Consider the following 18,826-nt stretch of genomic DNA (forward strand, 5'->3'; position numbering starts at 1 on the left):
GGCCGGGGCCTCCTAAACCGCGCCCCGCGCGTAGAAGTACCACGGCGCCATCATTCCCGAGGAGAGGGCATCCACTAGGAGACGCGTCAAAGAGTGCCCCGAATCCTTGCGCAGAGCTCTTTCCGCCCTGTCGGCAGCGATCGAATTCAGGCACGCCCACCAATGCAGATATGCGCTCGCAGCGAGCGCATCGACCGATCCGCGGCAGTCGTGCGCCGCGACGAGGTCAAGCACCCTGCAGGCGGTTTTCAGCCGAGAAATGGAGGGAGGCTTGGAGACGGCTTCCGCAAGGATCTCGGCGACCGCCTGCGCGTCCGCGTCGCCGCCGTGTTGCAGACTGGGCTCCAAGCCCCACGCCAGGGCGGCGTCGCGGTTGAGGGGGACGGTGAGAGAAGCGCTCGCCTGCCCCACTGCTCGGGCGAGACTCTCGTCAGACCCGAGTCGACCGACGCCGCCGCTCGCTCCCGCCGAGTCTCGCGCGCAGCCTTCGGCCCCCTCTGACACGTGGCCGAAGACGTTTCCCCGGAAGAGGACGCTGTGCGCCTGCGCGGCGTCAAAGAGATCCCACAGGGCCTGGGCGGCGGGCTCGCCCTTGCCGGCGGCAATCGCTGCAATCGCGGCGTCGGCGGCGGGTCTCGCCGCGGCGCGCATGCGCGGATCCACTGTCGGCAGGGCCATTCCGGGTTGCTCGGCTCCCGGGGCGCTTCCCTGGAAGACAAGTTCGGCCGCCGTCGCGCAGGATTCGAGTTCGCGGACGTCGCGCACGGCCCGCGAGCCGCCGTCGAGGCGGACGAAGCGTTCGGCGTCCACGGCGAAGGAAAACAGCACCGCCCCCGGACGCTGCGCGTGAGAGACCATCGAGTGTATGAGCGCGATCCGTTGCGCCAATTCGCCGACGTCCAACTCGCTCAAGCTTTGGCAGTAAAGGACGAGAACGGCGATTGTGACGTCGTGCCGGCGCGCCACTTGGGCGAGGAATCTGCCGTGGTCCGCTGACAGCGGCTCACTCCGATAGTCAAGGTGCACGATGGGCCCGACGCACGAGCCGGTTCCGGCGGCGTCGGTGCAATGCGAGTCGAGTCCGCACATGACGAAAGACGAGGTCGGGCGGTAGCCGAGGATGTGGGGGACGAGGACGAGCGCCTCTTCGGGGGTTGTGACGGTGACCATGCGCCGATTAGACCTCTCGCGGCCCGTGCGCGTTCGCCGACGTGCGCCGCCTGTGAAGGGAGCGAACGCGAAAGAGCCCTGTGGACCGAGCGCGACGGCCGAGGCCCGACGAGCGGAGCGCGCGCTCGTCGATCGGCAAAGAGGAGACCTTCTTCGAACGCCGGGGCCCGACGAACGGAGCGCGCTCCCGCCGGGGCAAAACGAAGCGCGGCAGACCTCGGCAAACCGGCTGCTTCGGCAAACCGGCGGGTTGGGAGAACCGTCGGTCTAGACGGACCGGCGGGTTAAACTGTGCGCATGAGCGAGAAGTCCGCGTTGGAGGAGCTGCGCGAGGATGTCTCGGCGCGGGCGCGCGCCTACCTCGACCGAGCGCGCGAGTTGATCGATTTCCCGGGCGACGCCGAAAGCCTGGGCGAGTTTCTCGATCCCGCCCGCCGCCTGCTCTCCGGAGGCAAGCGCACGCGCGCCGCCCTTCTCGCCGCCGGCTACGCCTGCGCGACCGCCGAAGACCGCGAGCCGGCGATTTCTGCGGGCGCCGCGGCGGAGCTCTATCAAACCTCGGCCTTGATCCACGACGACATCCTCGACGCCGCCTCGACGAGGCGCTCCCAGCCTTCCGCCCACGTCGCTCTGGCCCGGCTGCACTTAAGCAGCGGATGGAGCGGCGACCGCGCGCATTTCGGCACATCCTCGGCGATTCTTCTGGGCGACTTCCTTCTATCGCTGTCGACGGAAGCCTTCGCGGACGCCTGCGCGCAGGTCGGCCCCCGCGCAGGCCGGGCGGCCCTTCGCGCCTTTGCCCGCATGACCACCGAGGTCGCCTTCGGCCAGTACCTTGACATCCGCGCCGAAAACGCCCCGCCCGCCGCCGATTCAGTCGGCGCCGCCCTGTCCGTCGTCGCCCACAAGAGCGCGCGGTACTCCGTGGTGTTTCCGCTGCGCATCGGCGCACTCCTAGCCGGAGCTTCCGGGGACGTCCTCGACCTGCTAGAACGGGTAGGCGCGCCTCTGGGCGAGGCGTTTCAGCTCCGCGACGACGATCTCGGGGTCTTCGGAGACGAGGAGGCGACGGGCAAACCGGTGTGCGGCGACATCGCCCAAGGAAAGCGGACCGTTCTTCTGGCGCTTATGCTCGAGCGCCTGAACGGCGCCGACCGCGGCCGCCTCGTCGGCCTCCTCGGCAAGCGGATCGAGCCCGACGACGCCCGCTGGATTCAGGAGGCCGGGATCGCCTCGGGCGCCCGCAGCGCGCACGAAGACATGATCCGGCGTCGCGAAACTGCGGCTTTGGCCGCTCTGGACGCCCTCCGCAATTCCGGCCTTGCGCTCGCGGACGGACTGGCCATGGCCGAATCCCTCGTCTTCGAACTGATCGGGCGCGTCTCGTAGCCCGTCTGATCGGGCGCGTCTCGTAGCCCGTCCTCGCTGCCCCCGCGACTGGAGCGACCCGCCGCGGGGCGCGGCGCGAATCTTCCGCGAGGCGGAGCGTCAAACCCCACGAGGCGCGGCGTGAAGCCGCGGGCCGCCTTCAGAACGCGAGAGTCGCGGCTGCCCTGCGCACGGCGTGCACGCGTCCGGCCCGCAAGGCGTCGATCGGACGTTCGCCCAGTTCGCCGTTCGCCGCGGTCAGCCACCGCCACGCCTCTTCGTCGCTGCAACCGGCGTCGGAAAGGGCTGTCAGCGTGCCGCGGAGCGACGGGAGGACGGCGGCTTTCCCGCCCTCGTCGACCAGCGTCAGGGACGAGATCGCGAGAGCGGCCGCCTCTCCCCTGCGGACCGCCAGGATCCGCCGATCGGCCAGCATATTCCTCACGTCCCTTTGGGCAACGCCCAAAGCCTCGGCCGCCTCGGGAACGGAGAGCCATGTCTCAGGAGTAGTGGTCACGCGCACAAATCTAACCCAAATTCGCCTCCCATGTGGCGCGAGGCCCCAATAACCACTATTGTCACATATGGCACTTTAAACACAGATGAATCAGACATATCTTTTGTCACTTTCATCGCTGTACGCACACGACATTTTGGAGGCACACATGTCCTTGCGCACTCAGCTCAGCGTGGCCGTCGCCGCAACCGCTGCGGTAGGCGGAATGGCGCCGGCGGCAGCCGATTCGAGCACGTCGGTCAAAACCGCGGACGTCGCCCATCTCGAGAAACTCGGCACGAAGGCGCCGTCACTGACATATCGCGCAGCTTCGCACGACACCCTCGAGACGGTGGCGAAGCGAACGGGAGTCTCGCCCACGGCGATCGCACAGGCCAACGAACTGACTGGCCCCCTTCGAACGGGGCAGCGCCTGAAGATTCCGTCGATCTCCGAGGCTCCGAAGGCGCCGCTCCCCGCAGAGCCTTCAGGCTCGCTTTCCCACACGGTCCAGCGGGGCGATACGCTCAGCGGGATCGCCCGCCAGCACGGAACAACCGTCGCCGCCATCGCACAGGCCAACGGAATCGCAGACCCGGCCCGCATCTACGTCGGCCAGCAGATTGCCATTCCTGCCGCTGCGCAGCCATCGCCTCAGACCGCGGCCCAAAGCGCGACGCAGACGAACGGGTCCCACACGGTCCAGCGGGGCGATACGCTCAGCGGGATCGCCCGCCAGCACGGAACAACCGTCGCCGCCATCGCGCAGGCCAACGGAATCGCGGACCCGGCCCGCATCTACGCGGGAAAGACGCTGACAATCCCGGGAGCGGCCACGGAGGCCTCGGCGACGCCCCAGAACCCCGTTCCGAAGACCTTCCTCCACTACACCTACCCGGATTCGACCAACTCGGCCGCGAACGCCAACAAGCTCGCCCTCGAAGGGGCAGCCGTCCCCTCCCGCGCCCAGATGCAGGAGATCGTCCGCTCCACGGCCGTGCAAATGGGAGTCGATCCCAAGCTCGCCCTCGCCCACGCGTACGTCGAGTCGGGCTTCGACATGCGATCGGTCTCCCCCGCCAACGCAATCGGCGTCATGCAGGTCATTCCCTCGTCGGGAGAATGGGCATCCAGGCTCGTCGGAAGGCGCTTGAACCTATTGGATCCGCGTGACAACGCCGTCGCCGGCGTCGCCATCATCCGCTACCTCCAGAGCAACGCGGACAGCGCCGACCAGGGAATCGCAGGCTACTACCAGGGCCTGGGCGGCGTGCGAAAGAACGGAATGAAACCAGACACAGCCATATACGTCAACAGGGTCAAAGCGGCGCAGGCGCGTTTCTGACGGTCTGAAGGCGCGGCCGGCATTCGGCATGCCGCCGCGCCTTTAGTAGTCTTGACTCGTGTCGGATTCACTCATCGGCTCAGTCGTCGACGGACGTTACGCCATCACGGCCCTCATCGGACGCGGCGGAATGGCCACCGTTTATCGCGCCCGCGACAAGCGCCTTGAGCGCGACGTCGCCATCAAGTTCATGCACACGCACTTGGGCGCGCACCCCGACTTCACCGAACGTTTCAACCGCGAAGCACGCGCAGCCGCGAGGCTTTCCAGCCCATACGTCGTGGCCGTCCACGACCGCGGCGTGTGGGCTTCCCCCGAAGGGACGCGGGCCTACCTCGTCATGGAGTATGTGCCAGGCCCCGATCTTCGCGCCGAGCTTTCGCGGCTGGGCAGCTTCACTCTGGGAACCTCGCTGACACTCGGCGAACAGGTGCTTCGCGCTCTGACCTCGGCCCACGCCGCGGGCATCGTCCACAGGGACGTCAAGCCCGAGAACATCATGCTGACCGCACCCGTGCCGGACCCGCCCGAAACCCTTGAATCCCATCCCGACGTGTACGCGAAAGTCACGGACTTCGGGCTCGCCCGCGCAGTGACGTCGAACGCGACGGCGACGGGGCAGGTCATGGGAACCGTGGCCTATCTCGCCCCGGAGGTCATCACCGACGGCGACGCGGGCGAACGGGCCGACCTGTACGCCCTGGGCGTTCTGCTCTACGAGTTCCTCACGGGAACCCTTCCTTTCGCGGGCAAAACCCCCATCGCCACGGCGTACAAGCAGATCAACGACGACATGCCGCGAATCGCCGACCAAGCCGACTGGCTGCCGCCCGAGGTCGATGCCTTCGTCGAAAAACTCACGGCGAAGAAACCCGAAGACAGGCCTGCCAACGCAAAAGAGGCGCTCGACGACCTGATCTCCCTCTGTCGAAAAATCGACGTCGAAACCCTTTCCCGGTACATACCCGTCGCACCGAAACGCGCGGCCCACGCGGAAAGGACGAGGGTCGACGTCGTCCCGGGCCTGGGGCAGGCCACGCAGGTCGACCTCGACCCGACGGCAGTCATCGGAGCGGCAAGCTCCGAAGAGAGCCAACCCGCCCGGGCCGCCGCGCAGAGCGGTCTGCCCGCCCGCCAGGCGACGCTCGTCGACGCGCAGCCGGTGCTCGTCCCGCCGCAGGGAGCCTTTTCCCCCGATTCCTCGCTCCAGCGCTCCCCCGAGCCTCCGCGGCAGACGAAGCGCTCGCGCAGACTGTTCCGGAGGGGCAGGAACGCTGCGGCGCCGATGCAGGGCTCCGGCCTCGCGGCGCCGCAGGAATCCGGCGTCGCGCCGGCCAAATCGAGAAAACGCATCGTCGTCGCGACCGCCCTCCTCCTCATCGTCGCTTTGATTGCCACCGCGTGGTATTTCATGGCGGGACCGGGCCAGCGCGTGAACGTGCCGAAGGTCGCCGGAAAGAGCTACAAGGAAGCCGTCGCCGCGCTCTCCTCAAAGGGGCTGAGCGCGACGAAGAAGGAATCGTACTCCGATTCGGTGCCGTCCGGCCGCGTTCTTTCGACCGATCCAGGGGCGGGAACCAGCATTCACCCGTCGACGCGCGTGACCGTCACCGTGTCGGCCGGGGTCGAGAAGGTGGAGGTCCCCGACCTTTCGGGAAAAACGGAAGCGCAGGCGAAAGAGGCGCTCCGCAAGGCCCGTCTCTCCTACGAGGTGACCACCCAATACTCGGAATCCGTGAAAAAGGGCCGCGTCGTCACCCAGTCGTCCAAGGCGGGCGCGTGGGTGGAGCACGATTCGGCCGTCAAAATCACGATTTCCGGGGGACGCGAGCCGATCAAGGTTCCCAAGGTCGTGGGCATGTGGAAAAACGACGCCGTATCCAAGCTCGAAGACGCCGGATTCACGGTTTCGATCGAGGAAGAAGCCTCGGATTCGGTCGCCAAGGACGCGGTGATCTCTCAGGACCCCGAGGACGGAGAAAGCAGCCATAGACACGACAATGTGACGATCAAGGTCTCCACCGGCAACGACCTCGTCGACGTGCCCAACGTCCTGGGCAAAAGCACCGACGACGCCGAATCCGAGCTGAAGTCCGCCGGTTTCTCGGTCAAGAAGCGCAGGTTCTTCGGCGCGTTCTACGACACCGTCAATCTTCAGTCTCCGAGGTCGGGAAAGAAAGCCCCGCGCGGATCCACGGTGACGATCGGGGCCCTGTAGTCACAGGCTCACGTCGCGGAGCATCTCGGCCACGATGAAGGCCATTTCCAACGACTGCTGATGGTTCAGGCGCGGATCGACCAGGGTGCGGTAGCGCTCGCCGAGAGTGTCTTCCACGACTTCCTCCGCGCCGCCCAAAACCTCCGTGACGTCGTCGCCGGTCAGCTCCACATGGATTCCGCCGGGGTGGGTCCCCAACTCCTCGTGAACGGCGAAGAAGCCCTTGATTTCAGCCAGGATGTCCTCGAGGCGCCGCGTCTTCATGCCGTTCGACGCCGAGATGGTGTTGCCGTGCATCGGATCCGTCACCCACGTCACGGGCCGACCGTCCTTTCGGACGGCCTCGACGATCGCAGGCAGACGATCCGCGATCTTCCGGGCGCCCATGCGGCTGATGAGCGTCAGACGCCCTGCCTTGCCGCCGGGGTTGAGCCTGTCCACGAGGGCGAGGACCTCGGCGGGCTTCGCGTCGGGCCCGATCTTGACCCCGATCGGATTGGCGACCTTGGACAGCATCTCGACGTGGGCGCCGTCGGGCTGGCGCGTGCGCTCGCCGACCCACAGAAAATGCGCGGAGCAGTTGTAGGGCCGGCCCGTGCGCGAATCTATGCGGGTCAGCGAGTCTTCGTAGGGAAGGATGAGCGCCTCGTGCGCCGAGTAGAAATCGACGGTGCGCAACGATTGGTCGTCGACGCCCGCCGCCCTCATAAAGCGCATGGCCCGGTCGATTTCGGCTGCGACGGTCTCGTAGCGCGCGTACGCCGGGTTGGCGACGAAGCCCTGATTCCATTCGTGCACTTTCGACAGATCGGCGAAGCCGCCTTGGGTGAAAGCGCGAATGAGGTTGAGGGTGGCGACCGATCGCTGATACGCCTCGATTAGGCGCCGGGGGTCCGGCTCGCGGGACTCGGCGGTGAATTCGTGCCCGTTGACGGCGTCGCCGAAATAGGAGGGAAGTTCGCGGCCTTCGTGCACCTCCGTGGCGGAGGAACGCGGCTTGGAATACTGGCCCGCCATGCGTCCGATCTTCACGACGGGAACGGAGGAGCCATACGTGAGTAGGACCGCCATCTGAAGAATCGTTCGAATCTTGGCCCGGATGCGCTCAGCAGTGGATTCGGCGAAGGATTCGGCGCAGTCCCCGCCCATGAGAACGAAGGCCCTTCCGCGCGAGGCGTCCGCCATTTCCTCCAACAGCTGGTCGGTTTCGCCGGCGAAAACCAGCGGAGGCAGGGTGCGCAGATAACCGACGACGGCGTTCAGCTCAGTTTCGTCGGGCCACCGAGGCTGGTGCTCGGCCGGAAGGGAGCGCCACGAGGCAAAAGCGTCGATTGAATCCGCGTTGGAGAACATGCGGACCAGCATACAGTCCCCGGCGTAGGCCGCGTGACAAACGCCGGCCGTCCACGTGTCGCGGCGGCCGGCGTTCTCACCGGAATGGCGGGTTGTCAGCGGGTTGTCAGCGAGCCTGGAATTTCTGCCCTATCGCTCCCATGAGGTTGGCGAACCACTGCTGGGAGACGTCGAAGGCCTTATGGCCCTTGATGCGCGGGAAGGCGATGCAGGAGAGCTCGTTGCCGTTCTCCTCGTCCTCGCCGATCACTCCGGGCTTGCCTTCGAGGGCGCAGTCCACGGCCATATCGACCATTGAGCCGATGAGGGCGAGGTCGTCCGCATTCGAATGCCACGCGCGCGAATAGTAGCCCGACTTTTGCACCATGACCTTCTCCGCGCCGAGCCGCTCGGCAAACTGCTTGGCGAACCACTGGCCGGGGTTGATGCTGTCGAGCTTAACGTGCCCGAAGGGATCGCGCCCAACCTCTTCGCCGGCGGCCTCCTTCTCGGCGACGATCTCATCGACGCCGGCGCCTTCGGAGAGGAAGATGTTGACGTTGCCGATCTCGTCCATGATGCCGCGAAGGCGCTTGGCCTCCCCGTCGATGTCGATGGACAACTCGGGCAGATAGACGGCGTGGACGTCCCACCGTTCCTTCGAAAGGCCGAGGGAGGGCGCCCATTCCTGCTCGCCCACCCACGCGTGGTAGTACTGGGCCGATTGCGCGGTGAGGTAACCGCAGTTGCGGCCCATAACCTCGTGAACGATGAGCATCCTGGGGTTAGAGCGATGCTCGCCGATAACGTGCTGGGCGAAGCCGGAGGCTTCTTCGGCCGCCGTCCAAGCGCCCAGCGACTGGCGGATCGGGACGATGTCGTTGTCGATCGTCTTGGGAAGCCCCACGACGGTCAGCTCGTAGCCGTGGTCCTTCAAATACGCCGCGAGGTCCGCGGCGGTTGTGTTGGTGTCGTCGCCGCCGATCGTGTGGAGCACGTCCACGCCGTCGGCCTTCAAACGCTCCGCGGCGACCTCGAGGGGATCCTCGCCTTCCTTGACCAGGCCCCTCTCCACGAGGTTCTTCGCATTCGTCAGCTTGACGCGAGAGTTGCCGATCGGCGATCCGCCGAAACGGGGCAGGACGTGTGCGCTGCGGCGCGCCTCCTCGTCGACCACGATGTAGTTGCCCGTCAGGAGGCCGTGGTATCCATACTGATAGGCGATGATTTCGATGTCCGGCGCAATCTCGGTGTAGCGCTGGATGAGTCCTCCCACGGCGGAGGAGAGGCACGGGGCAAAACCGCCGGCGGTGAGCAATGCGACGCGACGAACAGTCATCGTGAGCCTTTCTTTGGTCGTGATTCTTCGTGCTTTGGTCTTGGTTCTTCGTGCGCGGGCACGCACACACTTCCATTCTATGCATGAGTATGCTGGAGGTCATGACCGATGAGACAGCGCGCGGCGATTCCGGCGACGGCTTGGGAGACGACGATGTCGAAGACACGTTGCACGGCGGCGTCGAGGGCGGATCCGGCAACCAAGTGAAGGGCGCATCTGGGAACAGGGCGAAGGGTGCCCCCAAAGGCGACGTCGGAGACGACTTCGAGGAAAGGTGGGAGGAGATCGTCGCCGGTCTCGAGGACTTCGACGCCGAGCTCGAGGACCTCGACGGCGATCTCGGCAAGCTTGACGGCGGGCTTAGAGGCTTCGACGGCGGACTCGGCCTCCCGGGAGGATCCGAGGGCGGCTTCGACGACGGCTTGGACGGCGCTCTTGCCGGCCGTTTCGGCGGCACGTTCACGGACCGATTCTGCGACGACGTCGATTCCGACGCCCCCTTCGAAGAGCCCGAAGTCGTGGCGAATTTGCGCGCCGGTCCGCGCGATTGGAGCGCGCCGGAAGAGGAGGGACTGGACGTCGAGGACGGGGTCGACGTCGTCGAACTCGGCACTCTCATGCCAATCGACGAGGAGGTTCCCGAGGGGCATCCGATGTCCCGGTTCCTTTGGCTGTCAGCCGGGCTTCTCTTGCTCATGGGAGTCCTGGCCGCCTTCGACCTCGCCCCCGGAGGCACGCCTTTGGCCTTCGCCTGGGGCGCCGCCGGATTCGTCTGCGCGGGAGTCGCAGCGTTCCTCACATCGCCGCGGTCGGAGGACATCGATCCCTTCGACGACGGCGCGAGGCTTTGAGCGACGGCCGGGCGGGGGCCCGCGGACGGACCCGGGCGCCGGGCGCACACCTCGACCTTGACGACGGCGGGCCTGCCGGTCAGCTGTCCTTCGACGATTTGGGCACGCCACTGGAAGAGGTGACGTTCGTCGTCGTCGATCTGGAGACGACCGGCACCAAACCGGGGCCCGAATCGATCACAGAGATAGGCGCCGTCAAGGTCCGAGGCGGGGAAACCGTCGGCGAATTCTCCACTCTCGTCAACCCGGGCCGGCCGATACCCGCATTCATAACTTCGCTCACCGGCATCACGACGGCTATGACGGCCCGGGCGCCCAGGATCGCGGCGGTCATCCCCTCCCTCATCGAGTTTCTCTGCGCGGGCCCGTCCACCGTCGTGGCGGCGCACAACGCGCGCTTCGACGTCGGCCATCTCAAAGCGGCATTTGCGGGCGCCGATTTTACGTGGCCCAGCGTCAGGGTGCTCGACACGGTCGCATTGGCCCGGCGCGCCTTTTCCTCAGACGAGGTTCCCAACTTCAAACTCTCGACCCTGGCGGGCGCATGCGGGGCGACGACGGCTCCGAACCACCGAGCCCTCGACGACGCCCGAGCCACCGTGGACGTTTTGCACGCGATGCTCGGCAGGCTCGGGCCGCTCGGAGTGACGCATCTGGAGGACCTCGCGACCGCCACGGACCCGGTCCCCCGGGCGCGGCGGAGAAAAGCGCGCCTGGCGGACGGAATCGCCCGCTCCCCAGGCGTCTACCGTTTCATCGGCCCCGCCGGCGACGTCCTCTACGTCGGGTCCTCGTCGAATCTCCGTGCGCGCGTGCGCCAATATTTCACGGCAGCGGAAACGCGGAAGCGCATGGCCGAGATGGCGGACCTGGCCGAGCGCGCGGAAGTCGACGAAACCCCGACCGTGCTCGAGGCGCGAATCCTGGAACTGCGCCAGATCGCGGAATTCGACCCGCCGTACAATCGCCGGTCGCGCCGTCCGGACAACCGCCCGTGGCTTGCGCTGACGGACGAAGCGCACCCTCGGCTCAAGGTGACGGCGTCCCTTGCCCTGGAGGATGCGGCGGCCGCCCTCGGCCCGTTCGGATCCCGCAAGGCCGCGCGGCAGGCCGCCGAGCTCGTGGCCGACGACGCCCGCCTGCGCACATGCACGGCGCGTCTTCCCGCGAAGCCCAGCGGACGAAAGGCCCCGTGCCACCTGCATGCCATGGGCCGCTGTTCTGCGCCCTGCGCGCTGCCGGGGGATCCCGACGGCCCCTCGCTTGCGGCCGCGCGCTCGATTCTCGGCGGGGGCCTCGACGGCCTGTGGGAGCGCAGCATGCAACGACTGGCGAGCCTCGCCGCGGCCGAGAGGTTCGAACAGGCCGCCGTCGAGCGCGACCGCCTGCGCTGCGTGATCGACGCGGCTCGACGGCGCGAACGCATCCTTCCCCTTCTGGCGGCGCGTCAGATCGTCGGCGCCCGGCGCGACGACGACGGATCGTGGGACGTGGCGGTAATCCGATGGGGCCGCCTAACAGCGACGGGCCGCTGCCCCGGAAACGCCGATCCGAGGGAGCTGGCGGCCGAGCTCGTCGCCTCGGCGAGCCAGACGGACAGGCCCGCCGCCCCCGGGGACGTCGCGTCGATCGAGGAAACCGAGCTGCTCGCCGCGTGGCTGTGGAAACCGACCGTCCGCCTGCTTTCCCTCGAGGGCGAGGCGCCCCTGGCGCTTCCCCGTGCCAGCGCTTTCAGATTTTCGCTTCCCGGGCCGGACGCCGATTGAGCCGGACCGGACGCCGATTGAGGAGGCCGCGGGCACAGAGCCTTGGATCCGGACGGCGCAGAGCCTTGGATCCCCGCATAGAGCTCGGGGAGCCTCGCGAACGCCATGCGCCGAGGCCCTGAGGACTTTCCGGAATCTTAGGGTTTCGAGCCCTACTGGCCCTTTGGAAAGCCCTATGAAGCCGGTTCGTTCGACAGGGCAATCCACCTGTCGAGAAGCCGAGCCGCCGCGCCGGAATCGACCGTGTCGGCCGCGATCTGCATTCCTGCGCGGATCCGTTCGGCGAAGGAGCCGCTCTGCGCCCCCGTGCCCGGAAGCGTTCCCGCGGCGACGAAGGCGCCCGCCGCGTTGAGCAGCACGGCCTCGCGCACGGCCCCCGCCTGCCCCTGAAGGAAGGCGCTGGCGACTTCCGCGTTGAAAGCCGGGGACCCACCGCGCAAATCGTCGACCGTTGCCGGAGCGACCCCCGCCTCCGATACGGCGTCGAACTCGTGCCTTTCGACGCGGCCGCCCTCGATCTCCCACAGGTCGTTGACCGTCACGGAGGAGAGCTCGTCCATCCCGTTGTCGCGTCCGCGCACCACCAGACCCCGCGAACCGCGCTCGGCCAAGACCCCCGCGACCAGCTCCGCGTAGTCCGGCCGGGAGACGCCGACGACGGACACGGCCGGGCGCGCAGGATTCGTCAGCGGGCCGAGTATGTTGAAGGCGGTGGCGACGCCCAGCTCGCGGCGCGTCGGCGCAACGAAGCGCATAGCGGGGTGAAAGACGTTCGCGAAGATGAACGTGATGCCCAACTCGTTGAAAATCCGCACGACGTCGGCGCTGGAAAGGTCAAGGTTGACGCCGAGGGCTTCGAGGCAATCGGCCGAGCCGGAGGCCGACGACGACGCTCTGTTCCCGTGCTTGACCACCGGGATGCCCGCGGCGGCGATGACCAGCGCCGCCATGGTGGAAATGTTGACCGTCTGGAGCCTGTCCCCTCCGGTGCCCACGATGTCGAGGACCTCGCCTTCGACGTCGACGGGAAGGGCGTGCGAAACCATGGCGTCGGCCATTCCGCGAATTTCCGTCGGCGTTTCTCCCTTGGCCGCAAGGGCCGTGAGGAATCCGGCCAGCTGGGCCGACGTCGCCGCCCCTTCCATCGCCTGGTCAACGGCCCAAGCCGCCTCTTCGCGGGTCAAGTCCCGACCGCCGACGAGCCGGCTGATGACATCGGGCCACGTGGGAAGCGACACTATTTCTCCTCGGTGTTCAACAGCTCGGCGACCGCCGCCGAAAGCTCGCGCGGATTGACGGGGTATGCAAGGGTTCGAGCCGCCCCGGACCATCTCGCCAGCCACTCGTCCTGGGGGCGCGCCACGAGGAGGATGAAAGGAATGGACGGATCGACTTCGTCGTGGACCGTCTTCCCCAGCCCCATTCCGCCGAGTTTGGGGGCCTCGGCGTCGAGAATCATGAGCGAGCAGCCTCCCCGGCGGACCTCTAGCATGAGCGCGTCGGGCGTTGCGACCTCTTTCCAGGCGATCTCGGGCAACCCCTTGGCGGCCCTCCGGCCGACGGAGGCGCGCACCTCGCTGCGGGTCTTCGAATCGTCCGAATACACGAGGATCGTCGTCTTCCCGTCGGCGCCCTCCTGCGCCGCAGGAGGCGCGTCGGTTCTGGTCGGGGCGCTCGTTTCGCTCATGGCATCCTCCGTGGTCGATGGGTTGGCCAAGGCAATTGTAGCGAATGCCGGTGCGGCCTCCGCCTCCTGCCCGGCCAGACGGCGTTTTCGCCGTCGGACGAAAGCGCACCTAGGCCACGGACTAACGTCCCTATACTTGACAGCGTCCGACAGCCGGTTTTCGCAACCGGCCATGCCGCACCGACTATGCCGCCGACGGCGGCGCCCCACCGGAGGAACAATGACTTACACCCTTCCCGAGCTGCCCTACGACTACGCAGCCCTCGAGCCGCACATTTCCGCCAAAATCATGGAGCTTCACCACGACCGGCATCACGCAGCCTACGTCGCCGGCGCGAATGCGGCTCTCGCGAACCTAGAAGCTGCGCGCGACGCGGGCGACCTTTCCAAGGTGAACCAGTTCTCCAAAGACCTCGCGTTCAACCTCGGCGGGCACACCAACCACTCGATTTTCTGGACCAACCTCTCCCCCGCCGGCGGCGGCCAGCCCGAGGGCGAGCTCGCCGAGGCTGTCAAGGACTCCTTCGGGTCCTTCGAAAAGTTCGTCGCCCACTTCACCGCGGCGGCGACCGGAATTCAGGGATCGGGATGGGCCGTGCTCGCCTATGACTCAATCTCCGAAAAGCTCGTCGTCTTCCAGCTCTTCGACCAGCAGGCCAACGTCCCCGCGGGAACCATTCCGCTGTTCATGCTGGACATGTGGGAGCACGCCTTCTACCTCGACTATCTCAACGTCAAGGCGGACTACGTCAAAGCCGTTTGGAACATCGCCAACTGGGAGAACGTCGCCGAGCGCCTCGAGGCCGCGAAGGCCCAGGCCGCCGGGCTCATCGTTCGCTGACGCGACAGCGGGGGCGGCGGGAAAGAATCGCCTTTCCCGCCGCCCCCGCATTTGCCGTACATATTTCAGAGGCGGCCAGTCAGGCCCCCTCGGTCACTTCGTGTTCTGAGGCTTTGTAATCTCAGCGTTTTGAGGAATGTAGCCGAGAATATCGACCACAGCGTACATCGCCGGCGAAGAGCCTTGGTCACCCTGCCCCTCGACGGCGGGGACGGTCATGAAAACCCGCGAACCGACTGGCAGGCCCACAAGGGAGTCGAAAACGGTTTTGTTTCCGATGGCGGCCAGCTGCGGGCCCTGGTTGCGCTCGCCCCAGGTCGTTTGGAAATTCTGGCCGTCGGGAGAGATCGCGGCGTAGGCGACTGTCATCGTTCCCGTCTTCCCCACGGCGGGCCCGGTGCCTCGGGCGATGACGGAAACGCTCTTCTCCGAAATGCTCGCCGAGGCGTCCTTGACCTTCAGCCCCGTGACCGGCGAGCCGATCGCACCTTGAATGGTCACAGGAAGCGTGGCGAGGTCCATCTCGGTCCTTGCGTCGGCTTGCCCGGCGGTCTCCTTGTTCGAGGTTTGATGGACCGTGATGTAGAACGTCATCACGTCGTCTTTGCCGATTCCCGCTCTAGGCTCGCCCTTTTCCCCGTAGCCGAGGTCCGGAGGAATCGACACGAGAAGCTTGACTCCGACTTTGTGGCCGGCGATGGCCTCCCCCCATCCCTTGACCACTGCGGAGAGGTCGGTGCCCATCGGAAGCCCGCGGCTGTAGGAGGAGTCGAAGGGCTTGCTTTTGCCCCACACCTGACCCACATAGTCGGCTACGATGTAGTCTTTCTTGGTGATCGTCGCCCCCGTCCCCTCTTCAAGGACGGTCACGGACAGCTTGTCGGGCGCCTTCGTCTTGGGGAAGGTGATGAGGGGGGTCTGACCCGAGGTGTTCAACGACGGTGCCTGGCTGTCTCCTTTGGGAACGGAGCTGGCGGAACCGCCCTTCTGCGAGGAAGTCGTGGGCGACTTGCTGCTTTCGCCGTCGCTAGAGGATCCGCAGGCGGAAAGCACAAGGGCGAGCGTCGCCGCGCATGCGGCGGCGATCTTTCGATGCGACATCAGCGCTCCCGTCAGTGGAAAGAGTCGCCGCATGCGCATGAACCGGCGGCATTCGGATTGTCGATCGTGAAGCCCTGACGGTCGATGCTGTCGGCGAAGCCGATGGTGGCGCCGTCGAGATAGGGCTTGGACATCTTGTCGACTATGACTTCGACGCCGCCGAAATCGCGGATGGCGTCGCCCTCGAGCTCGCGCTCGTCGAAGTAAAGCTGGTACATGAGCCCAGAACATCCGCCGGGCTGAACGGCGACGCGCAGGCGCAGATCGTCACGCCCTTCCTGCTCGAGCAGGGCCTTGACTTTGGCGACGGCGTCGTCGCTGAGCACGACGTTGTGGGCCACGTCAAGCGTCTCGGACATTTTTCCTCCAATGACAATCGGATGTGTACCCATCAAGGGTAGTTCCCCCAATCGGAACATTCCAAGAGCGCGCTGAGCGGGAACTCGTGTATGCGCTGTGGGCGAACCGGAATCGGCCGTCGATCCGCGCGTCGCCCCGCTGTGCTTTCGCAGCCGGTCCGAGCGTCGCCCCGTTCATTCCGACGGCCTTCACCATCCCCACGTCCTGGCGACCGTGCGGATGGCCTCGCCGAGCCTGTCGCGGACCGCCGCGGCCGATTCGGGCGTTTCGGGCTCGTCGAGGAAGGAACGCTCGGGCCGCATTTCGTAGGCGCCGTTAAGCCCGAGCCCGGCGAGCTCTCCGCGGCGCAGGGAACCGCAATCGTAGACGAGGACGACGGGAAGGCCCGCTTCCTGGGCCCGGCGAATTGCGCCCGCGGCGCCCCCGGGGAGCTCGTCGCCGACTCGACCGCACACGTAGACGCACAGGTCCGCGCCCTCGGCCCACCCTTCGAGAGAGGAATGGACGACGTCGCCGACGGGAACGATCCTCCCCCCGACGGCCTCGAGGCCGAGCGCGAGGCCCCCTCCCGCACCGGAATGGGGGCCGCGGGTCGAAAGCCTTCGGCCTGCAAGATCCTTCCCGGGCGTCGCATTCGCAGCGCGAACAAGCCGATCGGCTGCCTCGCCGATGCTGCGTTCCGCCTCTTGGGCGCGGCGCCCGTCCAACCCCTCGCGCATCCACGCGCGGGCCAGACCTGACATTCCCATGAGGCGCTGCCGTCCGCCGACGACGACGCTCAGGCAGACCGTCCCCACAGCGGCGCGCGCATCGGCGACGAGCCCCGCGAGGTCGGCGACGTCGGCGGCCTCGGCGACGTCGGGTTTCTCGGATGTCTTTCCCAAACCGGCGGCACCGCCCGCTCGCCTCGATTCGCCCGCTCGCCTCGAACCGTCTTCTTGTCCCACCCCGCGCCGCGCCTGCGCGATTGCCCCTATCATGCCGACGCCGAGATCGCCGATTCCGCCCGGGACGCCGAGGGCGACGACGATCTCATCGACTCCCCGGCCGAGCGCCCACGCGATGTCCTCGCCAAGCGCCGTCGAATCCCCGCAGAAGGGCCCGGGCAGCGACTCGATCCAATCGAAGGCGATTTTCTTCTGAGAGACGCCGGCAAACCGGCGCAGCGGCCCGCCGCGTTCGACCAGCTCGTCCAATCCGAGCAGCTCGTAGACCCCCGACTCGGAATAGGCCGACGCGACGCCGTCGCTCGTCGGGCGGCAGCGAAGCGAATCCCGAGGGCGCTCGGACCGCCAGGCTTCGCGTGCGACGTGGCACACCGTCGAGGCGCGAAGCCCGGGAAGCGGGGAGGCCGCGAGCGCTACCCTCACTCGGCCGGCCCGCCGGCCCCGCCGCTTCGAGTAAGGCCGGCCTCCGCCAGGCGGTCAAGGAGCAGAGCCTCGGCCACAATGGCGTTGCGCCAGTCCCCCAGGTGCAGCGATTCGTTGTGCGAGTGGGCGCGCGTGTCCGGGTCTTCAATCCCGGTGACGAGAATTTCGGCCTCGGGGAAGACCTCCTGCAGATCGGCGATGAACGGGATGGAGCCGCCGACGCCGATGTCGACGGGCTCGGTCTGCCACGCCTCGCGGAGGGCCTGCCGCGCGGCGACGGTCGCGGGAGTGTCCCCTCCTGCTTTGAAGGCCGGGCCGGACTCCTCCAGCTCCATCTCGAGTTGGGCCCCGAAGGGGGCGTTCTCGCTCAGATGCGCCATGAGGGCGCGGCCCGCCTCTTCGGCGTCCTGACCCGGCGCCACCCGAAGGGAAAGGCGCACCTTGCATTCGGGGACGAGGGTGTTCGAGGCCTTGGCGCAGCTCATGACGTCCATCCCGATGAGGGTCAGGGACGGCTGAGTCCACAGACGCGACGCGAGCGAGCCTCTTCCGGCCAGGCGCACGCCGTCGAGCACCCCGGCGTCGGCTCTGAGGTCCTCCTCGGGGTAGTCCGCGTGGGCGTCGTCGTAGGAGGCGAGCCCGGCGACGGCGACCGCGCCCTCCTCGTCATGGCAGCTCGCGACAAGGCGGCACATGGCGGTGGCGGCGTCGAAGACGGGGCCGCCGTACATGCCCGAGTGCACGGCGTGGTCGAGCATTCTCAGCGTGACGGCCACCTGTGCGATTCCGCGCAGAGACGTGGTGAGCGAGGGAACGCCCGCTTTCCAGTTGTTCGAGTCGGCGACGACGATGACGTCCGAGGCCAAACGATCCCGGTGCGTCTCCAGAAAATGGTGGAATGTGGGCGATCCTACCTCTTCCTCGCCCTCGACGAAGAGGGTGACGCCGACGCCGCCGCCCTCCCCCAGAGCCGCGAGCGCGCCGAGGTGGACCATGATTCCAGCCTTGTCGTCGGCTGTTCCGCGGCCGAACAGGCGGCCGCCGCGTTCGACGGGCTCGTACGGGTGGTCTTGGTTCCAGCCCTCCGGCGCCCCCTCCGGCTGGACGTCGTGGTGGGCGTAGAGGAGGACGGTGGGCTTTCCGGGCGCCGCCTTCCTGTGGGCCAGGACCGCGGGGCGCCCTGCGAGGCCGCCCGGGGCGACGACTTCGATGACTTCTGCGTCGAGCCCCCGCAGGCGCGCCAGCTCGGCCACTCGCTCGGCGCTGCGGCGCATATCGTCGGCGTTGTCTGGGAAGTACGCGGACACCGAGGGGATTCTCACGAGGGATTCCAGCTCCGACCTCGTGGCGGGCAGATTTTCGTCTACGCGACGGGCGATTGTATCTGAAGCAGTCATTCTTCTAGGGTATCCGTTCCACCGATGCCCTGCGCTCTGCCGTTCCGCGCTCTGCTCTGTGCCGAAGCCCGGCTTTCCGGCGTCGTCCCCTCCCCTCGCTTTGCAGGTCGGGAAGAACAGACTTTACAGGCCGGAAGAGACAGAACCGAGAAACGACGATCGCGCAGACGAAGGCTGCGGGGGAA

General features: G+C 67.1%; 16 protein-coding genes. 6 read left to right on the plus strand and 10 right to left on the minus strand.

What is annotated here, in order from left to right; translation table 11 throughout:
* Positions 1–12 precede the first annotated feature (12 nt).
* Positions 13–1,170 carry a DUF4192 family protein gene (locus tag A4H34_RS08855; protein ID WP_064231855.1) on the minus strand — a complete coding sequence of 386 codons (1,158 nt, stop codon included), beginning with the start codon at positions 1,168–1,170 and terminating at the stop codon, positions 13–15.
* A gap of 297 nt (positions 1,171–1,467) precedes the next feature.
* On the opposite strand from A4H34_RS08855, the gene A4H34_RS08860 reads away from it, so the two are divergent.
* A complete protein-coding gene (locus tag A4H34_RS08860; protein ID WP_064231856.1) occupies positions 1,468–2,559 on the plus strand; it encodes a polyprenyl synthetase family protein in 1,092 nt (363 codons plus the stop codon).
* A 139-nt stretch (positions 2,560–2,698) separates the two neighbouring features.
* Here the strand turns inward: A4H34_RS08860 and A4H34_RS08865 are convergent, their stop codons facing one another.
* Positions 2,699–3,055, minus strand: a complete 357-nt coding sequence (locus A4H34_RS08865) for an Rv2175c family DNA-binding protein (protein WP_231871014.1) — start codon at positions 3,053–3,055, stop codon at positions 2,699–2,701.
* A gap of 148 nt (positions 3,056–3,203) precedes the next feature.
* Between A4H34_RS08865 and A4H34_RS08870 the strand changes: the two genes are divergently transcribed.
* Entirely contained in the window at positions 3,204–4,379 is a 1,176-nt protein-coding gene (locus tag A4H34_RS08870) for a lytic transglycosylase (protein ID WP_064231857.1), read from the plus strand.
* Between the two features lie 58 nt (positions 4,380–4,437).
* Positions 4,438–6,597 (plus strand): Stk1 family PASTA domain-containing Ser/Thr kinase, encoded by a 2,160-nt coding sequence (gene pknB / locus A4H34_RS08875; RefSeq protein ID WP_064231858.1) that lies wholly within the window; start codon positions 4,438–4,440, stop codon positions 6,595–6,597.
* Here pknB and A4H34_RS08880 read toward each other — a convergent pair whose 3' ends face one another.
* Together A4H34_RS08880 and A4H34_RS08885 are read right to left on the minus strand one after the other, a co-directional pair.
* Positions 6,598–7,962 carry a class II 3-deoxy-7-phosphoheptulonate synthase gene (locus tag A4H34_RS08880; RefSeq protein ID WP_064231859.1) on the minus strand — a complete coding sequence of 455 codons (1,365 nt, stop codon included), beginning with the start codon at positions 7,960–7,962 and terminating at the stop codon, positions 6,598–6,600. It abuts the gene before it with no gap.
* 94 nt (positions 7,963–8,056) lie between these two features.
* Positions 8,057–9,268 (minus strand): pyrophosphate--fructose-6-phosphate 1-phosphotransferase, encoded by a 1,212-nt coding sequence (locus A4H34_RS08885; protein ID WP_064232049.1) that lies wholly within the window; start codon positions 9,266–9,268, stop codon positions 8,057–8,059.
* A gap of 101 nt (positions 9,269–9,369) precedes the next feature.
* Here A4H34_RS08885 and A4H34_RS08890 point away from each other — a divergent pair, with 101 nt between their 5' ends.
* Together A4H34_RS08890 and A4H34_RS08895 are read left to right on the plus strand one after the other, a co-directional pair.
* Positions 9,370–10,119: a hypothetical protein gene (locus tag A4H34_RS08890; protein ID WP_197480469.1), complete on the plus strand. Its 750-nt coding sequence runs from the start codon at positions 9,370–9,372 to the stop codon at positions 10,117–10,119.
* Positions 10,116–11,885 carry a DEDD exonuclease domain-containing protein gene (locus tag A4H34_RS08895; protein ID WP_064231861.1) on the plus strand — a complete coding sequence of 590 codons (1,770 nt, stop codon included), beginning with the start codon at positions 10,116–10,118 and terminating at the stop codon, positions 11,883–11,885. Before A4H34_RS08890 ends, A4H34_RS08895 begins: the two co-directional genes overlap by 4 nt.
* A gap of 173 nt (positions 11,886–12,058) precedes the next feature.
* On the opposite strand, the gene trpD is transcribed toward A4H34_RS08895, so the two are convergent.
* Complete coding sequence (gene trpD, locus A4H34_RS08900) at positions 12,059–13,123, minus strand: anthranilate phosphoribosyltransferase (protein WP_064231862.1); 1,065 nt, start codon at positions 13,121–13,123, stop codon at positions 12,059–12,061.
* Complete coding sequence (locus A4H34_RS08905; RefSeq protein ID WP_050758847.1) at positions 13,123–13,572, minus strand: DNA-binding transcriptional response regulator; 450 nt, start codon at positions 13,570–13,572, stop codon at positions 13,123–13,125. The genes trpD and A4H34_RS08905 overlap by 1 nt, the downstream gene beginning before the upstream one ends.
* Before the next feature lie 220 nt (positions 13,573–13,792).
* Between A4H34_RS08905 and A4H34_RS08910 the strand changes: the two genes are divergently transcribed.
* Positions 13,793–14,413: a superoxide dismutase gene (locus tag A4H34_RS08910; protein ID WP_009199695.1), complete on the plus strand. Its 621-nt coding sequence runs from the start codon at positions 13,793–13,795 to the stop codon at positions 14,411–14,413.
* 93 nt (positions 14,414–14,506) lie between these two features.
* Here the strand turns inward: A4H34_RS08910 and A4H34_RS08915 are convergent, their stop codons facing one another.
* The 4 genes from A4H34_RS08915 to A4H34_RS08930 form a co-directional block, all read right to left on the minus strand.
* Positions 14,507–15,514, minus strand: coding sequence for an FKBP-type peptidyl-prolyl cis-trans isomerase (locus tag A4H34_RS08915; RefSeq protein ID WP_009199696.1), 1,008 nt, complete (start codon positions 15,512–15,514; stop codon positions 14,507–14,509).
* Between the two features lie 11 nt (positions 15,515–15,525).
* Positions 15,526–15,873 carry a HesB/IscA family protein gene (locus A4H34_RS08920; protein ID WP_009199697.1) on the minus strand — a complete coding sequence of 116 codons (348 nt, stop codon included), beginning with the start codon at positions 15,871–15,873 and terminating at the stop codon, positions 15,526–15,528.
* Between the two features lie 189 nt (positions 15,874–16,062).
* Positions 16,063–17,244, minus strand: coding sequence for a glycerate kinase (locus tag A4H34_RS08925; RefSeq protein ID WP_064231863.1), 1,182 nt, complete (start codon positions 17,242–17,244; stop codon positions 16,063–16,065).
* On the minus strand, positions 17,241–18,641 hold the full coding sequence (locus A4H34_RS08930) for a dipeptidase (RefSeq protein WP_064231864.1): 1,401 nt from the start codon (positions 18,639–18,641) through the stop codon (positions 17,241–17,243). The genes A4H34_RS08925 and A4H34_RS08930 overlap by 4 nt, the downstream gene beginning before the upstream one ends.
* Positions 18,642–18,826: the final 185 nt, after the last annotated feature.

This window comes from Peptidiphaga gingivicola (assembly GCF_001652275.1).
GTDB classification, from domain to species: Bacteria; Actinomycetota; Actinomycetes; order Actinomycetales; family Actinomycetaceae; genus Peptidiphaga; species Peptidiphaga gingivicola.

Coding starts and splice junctions, on each gene's coding strand:
- A4H34_RS08855 (WP_064231855.1), bottom strand. CDS start 1,170: ATGGTCACCGTCACAACCCCCGAAGAGGCGCTCGTCCTCGTCCCCCAC.
- A4H34_RS08860 (WP_064231856.1), top strand. CDS start 1,468: ATGAGCGAGAAGTCCGCGTTGGAGGAGCTGCGCGAGGATGTCTCGGCG.
- A4H34_RS08870 (WP_064231857.1), top strand. CDS start 3,204: ATGTCCTTGCGCACTCAGCTCAGCGTGGCCGTCGCCGCAACCGCTGCG.
- A4H34_RS08880 (WP_064231859.1), bottom strand. CDS start 7,962: ATGCTGGTCCGCATGTTCTCCAACGCGGATTCAATCGACGCTTTTGCC.
- A4H34_RS08885 (WP_064232049.1), bottom strand. CDS start 9,268: ATGACTGTTCGTCGCGTCGCATTGCTCACCGCCGGCGGTTTTGCCCCG.
- A4H34_RS08890 (WP_197480469.1), top strand. CDS start 9,370: ATGACCGATGAGACAGCGCGCGGCGATTCCGGCGACGGCTTGGGAGAC.
- A4H34_RS08905 (WP_050758847.1), bottom strand. CDS start 13,572: ATGAGCGAAACGAGCGCCCCGACCAGAACCGACGCGCCTCCTGCGGCG.
- A4H34_RS08910 (WP_009199695.1), top strand. CDS start 13,793: ATGACTTACACCCTTCCCGAGCTGCCCTACGACTACGCAGCCCTCGAG.
- A4H34_RS08915 (WP_009199696.1), bottom strand. CDS start 15,514: ATGTCGCATCGAAAGATCGCCGCCGCATGCGCGGCGACGCTCGCCCTT.
- A4H34_RS08920 (WP_009199697.1), bottom strand. CDS start 15,873: ATGTCCGAGACGCTTGACGTGGCCCACAACGTCGTGCTCAGCGACGAC.
- A4H34_RS08930 (WP_064231864.1), bottom strand. CDS start 18,641: ATGACTGCTTCAGATACAATCGCCCGTCGCGTAGACGAAAATCTGCCC.